General features: G+C 32.0%; 10 protein-coding genes. 5 read left to right on the forward strand and 5 right to left on the reverse strand.

Annotation, left to right across the window (positions count from 1 at the left end):
• Positions 1-16: 16 nt before the first annotated feature.
• Both SH09_RS01775 and SH09_RS01780 read left to right on the forward strand, forming a co-directional pair.
• Entirely contained in the window at positions 17-937 is a 921-nt protein-coding gene (locus SH09_RS01775) for a DMT family transporter (protein ID WP_052495393.1), read from the forward strand.
• Positions 938-1036: 99 nt separating this feature from the next.
• Positions 1037-1822: a CPBP family intramembrane glutamic endopeptidase gene (locus tag SH09_RS01780; protein WP_235307449.1), complete on the forward strand. Its 786-nt coding sequence runs from the start codon at positions 1037-1039 to the stop codon at positions 1820-1822.
• Positions 1823-2030: 208 nt separating this feature from the next.
• Here the strand turns inward: SH09_RS01780 and SH09_RS01785 are convergent, their stop codons facing one another.
• Positions 2031-3860 (reverse strand): endonuclease/exonuclease/phosphatase family protein, encoded by a 1830-nt coding sequence (locus SH09_RS01785; RefSeq protein WP_042737932.1) that lies wholly within the window; start codon positions 3858-3860, stop codon positions 2031-2033.
• Positions 3861-4155: 295 nt separating this feature from the next.
• Between SH09_RS01785 and SH09_RS01790 the strand changes: the two genes are divergently transcribed.
• Complete coding sequence (locus tag SH09_RS01790; RefSeq protein WP_042737891.1) at positions 4156-4680, forward strand: DUF4064 domain-containing protein; 525 nt, start codon at positions 4156-4158, stop codon at positions 4678-4680.
• Between the two features lie 344 nt (positions 4681-5024).
• Here SH09_RS01790 and SH09_RS01795 read toward each other — a convergent pair whose 3' ends face one another.
• Together SH09_RS01795 and SH09_RS01800 are read right to left on the reverse strand one after the other, a co-directional pair.
• Positions 5025-6245: an MFS transporter gene (locus SH09_RS01795; RefSeq protein WP_042737892.1), complete on the reverse strand. Its 1221-nt coding sequence runs from the start codon at positions 6243-6245 to the stop codon at positions 5025-5027.
• Between the two features lie 379 nt (positions 6246-6624).
• A complete protein-coding gene (locus SH09_RS01800; protein WP_042737893.1) occupies positions 6625-6927 on the reverse strand; it encodes a monooxygenase in 303 nt (100 codons plus the stop codon).
• A gap of 342 nt (positions 6928-7269) precedes the next feature.
• On the opposite strand from SH09_RS01800, the gene SH09_RS01805 reads away from it, so the two are divergent.
• Together SH09_RS01805 and SH09_RS01810 are read left to right on the forward strand one after the other, a co-directional pair.
• A complete protein-coding gene (locus SH09_RS01805; protein ID WP_042737894.1) occupies positions 7270-9093 on the forward strand; it encodes a purple acid phosphatase family protein in 1824 nt (607 codons plus the stop codon).
• An 80-nt stretch (positions 9094-9173) separates the two neighbouring features.
• Positions 9174-9818 carry a hypothetical protein gene (locus SH09_RS01810; RefSeq protein ID WP_042737895.1) on the forward strand — a complete coding sequence of 215 codons (645 nt, stop codon included), beginning with the start codon at positions 9174-9176 and terminating at the stop codon, positions 9816-9818.
• A 460-nt stretch (positions 9819-10278) separates the two neighbouring features.
• Here the strand turns inward: SH09_RS01810 and SH09_RS01815 are convergent, their stop codons facing one another.
• Entirely contained in the window at positions 10279-10659 is a 381-nt protein-coding gene (locus tag SH09_RS01815; RefSeq protein WP_042737896.1) for a RidA family protein, read from the reverse strand.
• Positions 10660-10673: 14 nt separating this feature from the next.
• Positions 10674-11870: a diaminopropionate ammonia-lyase gene (locus SH09_RS01820; protein ID WP_052495394.1), complete on the reverse strand. Its 1197-nt coding sequence runs from the start codon at positions 11868-11870 to the stop codon at positions 10674-10676.
• Positions 11871-11890: the final 20 nt, after the last annotated feature.

Genomic DNA, 11890 nt, shown 5'->3' on the forward strand with positions numbered 1-11890 from the left:
AATTAATTATAAAGGTGTGTTAATATTGAATGGTTTTAAAGCTAAATTTAAAGTTAATCTAGCATTTAGTATTACTATATTATTATGGGCATCAGCATTTCCAATAATAAAAATCGCATTACAAGACTTCAGAGGTCAAAACTTGGCAGCGTTACGTTTACTTGTGGCTTCTACAATTTTATTAGTATATGCAATTATTAAAAAGTATCCAATTCCAAATTGGAAAGATTTGCCTGTAATTTTACTTTTAGGATTTTGTGGATTTACTGTTTATCATATAGGTTTAAGTTACGGTGAATTATTTATTAGTTCAGGAGTAGCTAGTTTATTAGTGTCTCTTACACCAATATTTTCAGCGTTATTAGCAAAGTACTTTCTTAAAGAACGTTTTACAATTATTGGATGGTTAGGATCTTTAATTGCTTTTCTCGGCATTTTGTTTATTACTTTTGGAGAAGATAAGAAATTAAGTGTAATGATAATTGGCGTTGTATTAACCCTTTTAGCTACAATAGGTGAAAGTATATATTTCACATTTCAAACAAAATACTTAAAAAAATATGGGTTTATTCCGTTAACAGTGTATACAATAATAGGGAGTAATCTATTTACTATTATTTTTATTCCAAATGCTTTATTTGAACTAGGTCAAGCTAATTATTTTTCTATCATTTCTGTTTTATATTTAGGTGTTTTTCCTACTGTATTACCATATATTGCGTTAGCGTACACGATACAAAAAGTTGGTGTGTCAGATGCAACAATATCTCTTTATTTGACACCTGTAATCTCTATTATTTTAGCTCATTTAATAATAGGTGAATCACCCACTATTATTTCAATAGTAGGTGGTGCAATTACTTTATTAGGTGTTTCAACTATTGTCTTTAAGGAAAAGTTTTGGATTGTGATAAATAGCATAAAATCCAATTCCTAAAATCAATTTTATACTATACAATATAAATACATTTTAGATTGGGTGATAATTGTGAAATTTATAAAAATATTTGGAATGCTTATTTTAGGGTTATTGATTATGGGGATAATTCAAGGATTAGCTTCGATTTTTGAGGACTTAATACCAATTTGGGGAATTGGTGTTATTGTATTTGCAGTAGTTTATATTTTTTTAGCGTATTTCGTAGTGAAGTGGATTATTGTAAATGTATTTAAAGAAAGTCTATATGTTTATAGGATTACTAAACCTCACTTTAATAAATTGTTCTTACTATGTGCGATATTATTACCTGTTTTAGTTTATGGTGTTTATATATTGTGTGTACCCGGTGAATTTTTCACTCCAAATTTCACTTCTCAAAATGAATATTTAAGAAATATTTTTTGGGTAATATTTGTGAATGGTTTTGCAGCAGCAATTGTTGAAGAAATGATTTGTCGTGGTTTACTTATGGGTTATATTCAGCGAAAAACTAATATATTTGTAGCAATATCAATAACGGCAATATTTTTTGCAGTTATACATATCTTTAATGGTGCGCTTTCTATGTGGAGTTTGGTCATGTTATTAGTCAGTGGCATATTAGTTGGAATCATGTTTGGTTTGGCAACATATATATTTAATTCGATTTGGGCAAGCATTTCTATACATTTATGTTGGAATGTTAGCCAATTAATATGGATAACTGACCATAAGGTAGATGATCAACCGTTACAATATGTTTTAACTTCGAATAATATGTTGATAACGGGTGGTGAATTTGGTTTTGAATCATCACTGATTAGTATAATAGGATATAGTGTGATTATATTGATATTAATAGTAATACATAAACAGAAACTAAAGGATTTAAAGATAAATTGAACTAATTTGCCGTGAAAATACTCAATTTGAATCAATCGGTGTTTTGGTGATGATTTTGAGAGAGATGCATATTGAATTCGAAGGTGGAAGAAGTACTTAATTAAAATGAATCAAGAATACGAAATTATAGTAAATAAAAAGCTAGTAAATGAATTTGTAGAAACTCATTTACTAGCTATATTTATAGCTTTATTTTTGTCATCATTGCTTATTCTTTACGATTTTTGGATTTTTTTAAGTCTATTTGTGCGACAAGTGGGTCATGGTCACTTGCGCGTCCAGACATGTCGGTGAAGTCGCTATTTACATGTACTGGGTCAAGTTTTGTACTATCTACTAAATTATTTGATACTAGTACATGATCAAGTGCTTGAGAATTCCCTTGATAAACATATGAGTAACGGTCTTTTTCAGGAACTTTATTCATCATATCTGTCATGTTAAAGCTTTCTAGTGTTTTGATTGGTTTTGACCATTGGAAATCATTGTAATCACCAACGGATATAATGTTTGCTTGTGGATTATCTTTTTGTACTTGTTCTACGAAGCGGCCAACTGCTTTAGCGATCTCTACTCGTTGATTTTCACTTTGTAATACGGGTGGTTGTTGACTACCAAATAACGGCATATCACCATTTTTTGAATTCCAATGATTTGCTAGCATAATAACTTGTTCACCATGAAATTTAAATTGAGCTGCTAATGGTTTCCTTGAATCATCAAATGCTGGATTATGTGGGTCTATACGTCCAGGATTATGTGAGAGGTTGCCATCTTTATATGATACGGCTGTATCCGCGTCCCCTGGCTTAATTGATTTATCATAATGTACACGTTTTGGATTATATAGGAATCCAACTCTAATGTTGGCGTTAGGCTGACCGCCGTCTTCATTCATATCTGGGTCAATATTTAAATATTTGTACGAAGGGCCTCCAGCTTCTTCGATTTTTTTAATCAAGCGTTCATATGATTCGTTGGCTTCTGGTCCGCCGGCATTGGGGCCGTCATTATCTTGAACTTCTGTCACTCCGATAATATCTGGATTCTTCATATTTGTTGTAATGCCTTTAGCAATTTTTTCTGCTTTATCTTCGGTAGTGGATTGTTGATTATTAGAAAAATTTTCTAGATTGTAAGATGCAACATTTAGTTTTTGTTTGTTTGCATCTAACGTTGTGGGCTTTGGTTGAGTGTTGCCTTTAACGTGTGCTTTTTTCATATTATCCAAGTCTACATTAATTTTATAATTAGAGTACCCGTAGTTTACATAACCAATAATTGGTCCTTTAAAATAATCTCCTGTGGCAACATCAAAATCACGTGCAGCATTATTATCATACATTTTAAATGGAATGCGCTCCCCATGTGAATTATTTTCGGTCAATCGTATACCACCATTTTTAGTTTCAGCAGGTTGCTTGTCTAATACGGTAAAGAGTTCTCCGTGTTCCTGTGGTCCAACGCTTCTAACATCTCCAGTTTCTACACGCATACCTTCTAACGATTCCCAGTAATCTATTGCATATTGATTACGATCAAATGTATTGAACTGGTCATTTGCTGAGACTTTCGTTGGTACATTTTTTATTTTATAAGGTTTTGGTAGTGATTGGTTTGAAGATTCAATGGATATTTTGCCACCTTTATCATCACGTGCATTAATTTGTGTTACAGGTAAGTCAGTTTTCTTCTTTTCACTATAACCATCGATATAATATTCGTCGACTGTACCGTTCACTTTTACTAAATCTCCAATTTTTGTATTGTAATCTTGATTACCTGTATAAACGATAAGACCTTCAGAAGTGTTTGGATTATCATCCTTTTTATTATCTGGAGTTTGGATATGTAAGTAGTTGGCACCATTCAATTTATATTTATATGTAACAATACCTTCTACATGCTCTACTTTTTTGCCATCATAGGGTGATGTATGACCTTCCCCTTGGATATCATGAATCGCTATGTTTTTAGTAGCTTCTTTTTTTGTGTTTTCTGTTGCTGCTTGTGTAGTTGTCGTTGCAATGGCTGACATGGCTAAGATTGAAATGAAACTAAATGCAGTTTTAAACAAAATAATACCCCCTTCAGTGTTAATACATTAATAGTGTAACAAAGCAGAGTAAGCAATATTGTAAAATTTTGATAAATTTATGTTAAATGAAAAATAATGATGACTTATAATTCAGTTTAATCTTTTTAGTTGAATTGTATTATTTTGTAAATACTTAAAAGCGAGTAGAAAAAAGTAGCTGACTTTATTAAAATTGATATATACATATTTTGAAAATTGTTACATAAACTATTTATTAATTGAAGGAGCGTTTGATATGATTAATCGAACTGCGGAAAGAGTACTTACGTGGATTGGAATTGTCCTACATGCACTATATTTCTTAATATTTGCTGGACTTTTAGTTGCATTAAATCTAAATGCGACAGAATTTAAGCAAAGTATGTTAGATAGTGAGACGACAATGGAAGACGCAAGTGGTTTATTTTTCATTACTAATGCATTTTTGATTACAGTGGTAATTATCGCTTTAATAATGTTAGTATTGGGAATTTTATCTGCTTTATGGATTGGGAAAAAGAATAAACCAGCTGGTGTTATTTTAATCGTCATTGGGGCCTTTTCACTTTTTGGTAGTCCATTAATCGGAGTGTTATGGATTGTAGCAGGCATCATGTTATTAGTTAGAAAGCCTAAACCTGAAGATTATCATAATAAGCAAAATTCATTTGAAACATTTGAGCACCAGGAAGAATCAGATTTTGAATCTAAAGATGAATTACAGAGCATAAATAATAATGCTAACAATAATCAAAAACAAGAAGATCCTTATAAGTATTAAAAAATTATATAGATATGGTTTGAACATTCACTTGCCAGTGAAAAGGGCAGTTTCTATTGAAAGTAAGATAGAAATTGCCTTTTTATTTTATTAAATAATACGAAATTTCTTCGCTTTTTTTTGAGTTCTTAATTTATAAGAAATCAGTTTTGTTTGTAAGAGGAATGGTTGTCTTAGAACAGATACTTCAAGCTGACTGTCTAGATAAATATGGAACTATTCATGAACTCTAGGTGAGTGAGTAACACCAATACGATGTAATAATATAATGAGAGCCACCTCAAAATGATTTAATTTTTTGGGGTGGCATTTTTAGGATGTATATCTGCAATTATATTTATAAGCTATGATAATAGTTGCTTTTTATTTTCTTTTAATAGTAAGGAAGAAATAAGACCGATGATGAGTAAAGCCCCAGCTAAATAGAATCCGGTAGCCATTTTTCCTGTCATATCTGTTAAGTAACCTGTTAGATAGGGTGCTAAAATCGAGGCAGTCATTCCGATAAAGTTATAAACACTAAATGAAGTTCCAAGCGCATTTTTCGGGGCATTGTCTGCAACTACAGCGATTAGTACTGGATTGGTACTTATTTTACCTACAATTCCATAACCGATTAAGGCAAGGTATAATATCCATATATTATCGAACAAAACGATAGAGATGGTGAATAGAAATGCTAATGGCAACATTATAAGTAACACAGGACGTCGTCTACCTAATCTATCTGATAACCAACTAAAGAACAGTGATCCAGGTATTGCTGCCCATGGTACTAGTGAAGCAACAAACGCAACTTGTGCACCGTTAATACCACGTTCAGTTTCTAAATAGAATGGCAGCCAAGTGATAATCATAAAGAAGCCGTAAATCGAACAGAATATGATGACATACGCAAGAAGTAGATTTCGATTTTTAAAGAGACTACTGAACTGAAATTTTGTTTCTGTCGTGGTTGGGTCGACTAATTGTGTTTTTGGTCGTTCCTTAATCACGGTATACATTAGAAAGGCTAGGATAAGAATAGGTATGGCAATTATAAAGAATGGTATATGCCAATTCATACCAAATTCATGCACGGTATAGCTAGAAATAAAGTATCCGATAGATGTACCAAAGGCCATCCCACTATTAATAAGTGCGCTACCCAATGTTATGTGTTGTTTAGGTATTGCTTCTGATGATAGTGCGTATTGTGGACCATAAAACATGCCTTGGGCAAGGCCGACAATGAGCCAAGCAATCATAAATAATAAGAATGTAGGCATGATCCCTGTAATTGCTGTAGCTATACCGAAAATAATCATACTAGGGATCAGTATTTTTTTACGTCCAATTTTGTCGCCTAATATCCCTGAAGGAATTTGGGTGACTGTATAGCCGATGAAAAAGATACTCATAATGAGTCCGAGCTGGGCATTATTTAATGTAAATGTATCTTTAATATTTCCCATTATAGGATTAAGTATAGTACGGGCAGCGTAGATAACGAGCCAACCCAACGTGAAAATAGATACCAATTTAATCCAATAATACTTACTAACTGGTGTTGATTCTTGATGCATATTTTAAATACTCCTCTCAAATTTTCAAACTACTATGTTTAATCATACCTTTTTATGTTGTGTGTAACCTTGTATGAAGTGACAAAAAGTATTGATGATTTTGAGTGGAATTAACATGAAATAGTATTAAATATTTGAACATAAATAGTATGGCGTTACGTTGGATTGAATTTAATTTGTAAAGATAATAATGATTGGAATTGTTGATATATCAATAGTTTGTCACTACCTTCAGTGTTCGGACAGACAAACCGAAGACTTACCAATATGTACTTAATGTAAGTTGTGTCAGGAAACTAGAATTATATTTTGGAAAGTCCTCAAACCTGTTGTATTTTAGGTTAAATCATAAAATATCTGACTTGATATAAAGCAATCCTTAAAAATGTTTATGTGTTATTTTTGTAAGTCCCTCGTTAACTTTAAAAATTTTGTGCTTGCTATCTGTAATACCAAGTTGAATTAATCTTTGGGTATGCATTGTTAAATAGTTTTGAGCATCTTGTTCTGTTGTAAATGCGTAAATTCCCCCAGCTTCTTGTGCATTTTCATTTTCTGTCCAAATTTTCCAAAGAAACCCTGGTTCTTTAGTGATTGACCTCGCTAATTCTGAAAAAGTTTCAGTCATTTCTATACCGAATGGACCTGTTATAGGGAAATCTATTTGTAGAATATAAGTCATCGTAATGAGCTCCTTTATTAAAATTTTAAACTACTTGTTCATGTGTAATTAAATGGTTAATAAGCATTAGTAAATGCTAATCATACATTATATAAGGACCCTTTTAGAAACATTAATATAGATTCATCCCTTTAAAATATCGAAAATCATATTTCTACAATAAATAATGAAAAATTTTTAATAATTCAACAGCTAATTTTAATGAAATATTTTCTTAAAATTATCATTTAGTATTTAGATATTAAAAATTAATGTTATATTAACAATTCTATGAAAGAAATTTACAAATTATTAAACCTCCTTATATATAATAGGATTCATTACGATTAAGGAGGTTAATTTATGAAAAAAGAAAAGTCGATGTTGAAGCTATTTACTACAGGGGCAGCAAGTGTAGTATTGATGATGTCCTTGGGAAGTAGCAATTTTGCTGAAGCGAGTGCACCAGGACAGGGAATGCAAGAACAATCTACAACGGATAAAGCAAATAATAATGAGCAAGGTATCCAGGTTACACAAGATAAACCAAAGGTTGCTCCGGTGCCTGTAAAGAATGAGCCTAACCGTATAATCACTAATTTCAATGGAGATACAAAGTCTGAAATGGCATTCAATTGGTATACAACGGATGAATTTAAAGATGCTAAGGTATGGGTCTCTGAAACGGGGGATTTTAGTGATGCTAAATCATTTGATGCCTCTACGAAAAAAGTGATTTCTAAATACATAGAAAGGGACAAAAACGGTAATTTTATTTTTGCAGATGTTGAAAAAGATGATGAAGGAAAAGCTATAAAAAATAAAAATGGGAAAGAAAAAATAAATGGTTATTATACAGATAAACATGCAAGTGGTCCTGAATGGACAAGGGGAGATTTGCAAGGGAAGACTGAGATGACTAACGTAAAAGAATTTAATTATAAAGCAAAAGCGACAGGACTTAAGCCAAATACAAAATACTATTACAAAGTTGGAAGTGACAGTGGTGCTAAAAGTCCAGTAGGTCAATTCCAAACATCTGGTGGCAAAGGAGATCCTTTTAAATTTGTACAGTATACAGATACGCAAAACGCATTTTGGAATGAACATGTTAGAAATGAGGCGCAATTTGGTGCAGATACATTAAATCAAGCAATTCAAACTGCGGGTAATCCAAATTTTGCATTGCATACAGGAGATTATGTTGAAACGGCAGAAGTGGAAGATGAGTGGTTAGACTTATATGAGCAATCGCGACCATCATTTATGTCATTGCCTGTTGCAACAGCTGCAGGTAACCATGATGAGTATGCTTTAAGTGAGGAAGATGGAAAATTGTTAGATTCATTTAACAAGCATGTAAATGTACCTAAAGAAAATAATGCGGTTAATGGGGGCTCATATTATTCGTTTGATTATAATGGAGCGCATATGGTCGTAGCCAATACGAATGATAATAAAAAATCTAAAGATAATCCGGATGAAAAAGCAATTGGCAAAGAGCAGATGGAATGGATTAAATCAGATATTAAAAAAGCTAAAGCAAATGGAGCCAATTGGATCGTGTTAAATCTACACAAACCGATGTATTCAAAATCATATCATGCATTATCGGATGAGGATGTGCGTAAAATTCGTGACGAGTTAACAAAACAAATTGATGAACTTGACGTGGATTTAGTATTGCAAGGTCATGACCATGTGTTATCGCGCACACATCCTTTAGAGCATACATCAACGAAAAATAGCTTTGTAAATGCGAAGAAAGAGGATGCGAAACAAGTACTTGGAGATGATAATGTAGAGTACTATGATAATCCTAAGGGTTCTGTATATGTTTTACCTAATACTGGTGGAACTAAGGCATATGACAATATTTACGATAGATCCTTAGAACATATTAAGAAAGTACGTCCAGAATTAGGTGACTTAACACAAGATAAGTTAGATCACTATAATAGTTTGTTTGCATTAGGAAAACAGCCACATAAATCTAAGGCCTTTGAAAAGAGTCATGAAAATGATCGTAATGCATCTGAACAAAATTTCTCTGTTTATGAAGTTGAAGGAGATAAGTTAAAAGTAAAAATTTATCAATTATATGGTGATATCAGTAAAGGAGAACAGCGCCAAGTTAAATTGGTAGATGAATTTGGAATATTGAAAGATGACAAAGCTAAAAAGTAAAGTTTGTTATAACAGAGGAAGTGACGACTTTACAGTGATAAAGTCAGTCTTGTTATTGATTGTAAGTTAGGAGTTTTTGAATGCATAAATTCATTTATAGTCTTTTATTTATTATTATGATGATTACTGTGGCAGGTTGCCAAGGACAACAAGGATCAGCTAAGACTGATTTGAAAGATAAAGCAACTCAAACTAAAAATTTAACGCAACATGATAAAGACAAATTAAATAAAGCGATAACGAATAAAGTCGTTGCATATGCTAAAGAACAAAAATTATCAGTTTCGAATCGTTATGTAGGAAATGGCAGTTATAGTGAAAGTGATTTTTATGCTACAACGACTGATGGTGAGATTCAAGTTATAAATAATGACAAACCAGGCGCTAAACACTTTAAACTGCATAATGTAACTGGACTGTCAGTTTATACATCTAAAACTGGAAACATCGGTTTAGATGATGCAGCAAAAAACCTGACTAATATTGAGGGTTATAAATCTGTAGCTAATACGACATATCCTATTAAGAAATACTTATTTGCAGATAACGGTAAGGTATATGAGTATACCTTTGAAGGTGATGACCATACAACCTTATCGACTGGATTTGCATATAAGGATAGTAATGACAAAGATCCCAATTTAAAGCCTAATGTCATATTTAAAGAAACAAAGAATGATACAATTCGTAAAATGTGGGCGAATGTATTGAGAGAATATGATTAGACGATAAAAATATAAAGTGTAGTGGAATATATTTAATTAAGAAAAAGTTGATCTATGCAGAAAAGTGTAGATAGTAAAGTTGTAATAATAAGTTTTCGATATTTGCTTTTACTTTAGTATTGTTCTCTCGTTAAATATTGCTAAAACTACAGTATAATGCTGAAATATAAACATTAGAAAAATAGCCATGGAATAAGTTATTTAACTCATTTCATGGCTATTTGATTTATCATATTTTTTATTGTTTGCTCGCGTTCCTAGGATGCTGTTTAACTGACAATGTTCCTCGCAGAGTCTTGTAAAAATGCGTCATAAATAGCTATGAATATACATTGAAACTGCATAATGCACGCTATTTAAAAGTGCATAGAGTTAACAATTATATTATTTGCTAATATTTTGAGGTTAGATAGTTATTTATAGTTTTTGTTATTTTATTATAATTAATGTATCACATAACTTATTGCTTTATATAAGCTATAGCTTCAATTTCAATTTGTGCGTTTTTAGGAAGTTTGTTAACTTCAATAGCTGCTCGGGCGGGTTTGTGATCATTTAAGAATGTACCGTAGGCATCATTAATTTCGTTAAAGTGTGCTAAGTTAACTACATAGATATTAGTTTTGACGATGTTCTTAATAGATAAACCTTGACTAGTTAAAATGGCGATAATATTTTTCATAACTTGTGTTGTTTGTTCAACAATGTTATCTGAGATAAATTTGCCTGTGTTAGGATTGATAGGTAACTGTCCAGAAATATAAAGGAAATCTCCTGCTTGAACTGCCTGTGAATAAGGTCCTATTGCTTGAGGTGCTTCATTTGTAGTAATAAATTTCATAAATGTTACTCCTTTTAAAATAGTTTGTTGTGTATAATATCGTCGTAATTTTTAGGGTTTGTATTGCCTTCAGTATTAATAAGTAAAATATTTGATGAATTATCTAGTTTGAGTGAATCTTTCGCGTTAAATAGCGCTTTTGAAGTCATAATTTCTATAAGGACACCTAATGGTAAGGCGCCTGATTCCCCTGAAATTATTGAGCGGTCATTGTTTAATGGATTAGCATATTGTTTCATACCAATGGAACTAATAACATCCTTACATGAGAATGTAGCTTGTATGGTTGGCTTTAATATTTCCCAGGCAATAGTGCTGGGTTCGCCACAGGCTAGACCAGCCATCATTGAATCTAAGGGACCGTTAACACGTTTAGGAATACCTTCATTACTTTTTATTGAAGTAAAGATACAATCAGCTTTATTAGGTTCGACAATAATAAACTTTGGTGGATCAGGTACAGTTTGATTATAAATACTAGCTATAACTGCAGCAGCAAAGGATCCTACGCCAGCTTGTAAAATAACATGTGTATATTGAGAAATATGCTTTCTATCTAGTTGCTTAATTAATTCTGCAACAATAGTTGAATAACCTTGCATTATAGCTAATGGCAGTGTTTCATAATCTACCCAGGCAGTATCTTGTAATAATATCCACCCTTGTTCATCTGACTGTTTAGCAATTTCTACAACAGCATCATCATAATTTAAATCTGATATATAGGCTTCTGCACCTAAATCTTGAATAGCTGTCAAACGTTCAACAGAGGATCCTTTTGGTAATACAACTTTCACTTTTTGACCGAATGTTTTTGCTGCCCATGCGACACCTTTACCATGATTTCCTGCTGTGACAGTTGCAAAAGTAACAGGTTCTAAATCTTTAATGGCTTCCATAAGCTTATTAAAGGTAATATTGCCTAAATCCAAGTTTAATTTTTGGGCAAAATAGCTTGCCATCGCATATGCGCCACCCAACCCTTTGAATGCATTTAAATCAAATCTTTTTGATTCATCTTTTACGTCAATTGATGCTACACCAAGGTGTTTAGCTAAATTATCCAAATGATATAAAGGTGTTTGACTATAGTTGGGCAAAGTACTTTGAAAATTTAAAACTTGTTCTAAATTTGATGGTTTAAACGAATTAAATACTGTTGTTGGTATAGATGTAGATTGAAATTGATTGGATTGCCATACAATATTCATGAATTTACTCCTTTCATATT

The organism is Staphylococcus gallinarum (assembly GCF_000875895.1).
GTDB classification, from domain to species: Bacteria; Bacillota; Bacilli; order Staphylococcales; family Staphylococcaceae; genus Staphylococcus; species Staphylococcus gallinarum.

What these genes read in the sequence shown, in the direction of transcription:
- SH09_RS01780 (WP_235307449.1), top strand. Translation starts at nt 1,037, where the DNA reads ATGGGGATAATTCAAGGATTAGCTTCGATTTTTGAGGACTTAATACCA.
- SH09_RS01785 (WP_042737932.1), bottom strand. Translation starts at nt 3,860, where the DNA reads ATGTCAGCCATTGCAACGACAACTACACAAGCAGCAACAGAAAACACA.
- SH09_RS01790 (WP_042737891.1), top strand. Translation starts at nt 4,156, where the DNA reads ATGATTAATCGAACTGCGGAAAGAGTACTTACGTGGATTGGAATTGTC.
- SH09_RS01795 (WP_042737892.1), bottom strand. Translation starts at nt 6,245, where the DNA reads ATGCATCAAGAATCAACACCAGTTAGTAAGTATTATTGGATTAAATTG.
- SH09_RS01800 (WP_042737893.1), bottom strand. Translation starts at nt 6,927, where the DNA reads ATGACTTATATTCTACAAATAGATTTCCCTATAACAGGTCCATTCGGT.
- SH09_RS01805 (WP_042737894.1), top strand. Translation starts at nt 7,270, where the DNA reads ATGAAAAAAGAAAAGTCGATGTTGAAGCTATTTACTACAGGGGCAGCA.
- SH09_RS01810 (WP_042737895.1), top strand. Translation starts at nt 9,174, where the DNA reads ATGCATAAATTCATTTATAGTCTTTTATTTATTATTATGATGATTACT.
- SH09_RS01815 (WP_042737896.1), bottom strand. Translation starts at nt 10,659, where the DNA reads ATGAAATTTATTACTACAAATGAAGCACCTCAAGCAATAGGACCTTAT.
- SH09_RS01820 (WP_052495394.1), bottom strand. Translation starts at nt 11,870, where the DNA reads ATGAATATTGTATGGCAATCCAATCAATTTCAATCTACATCTATACCA.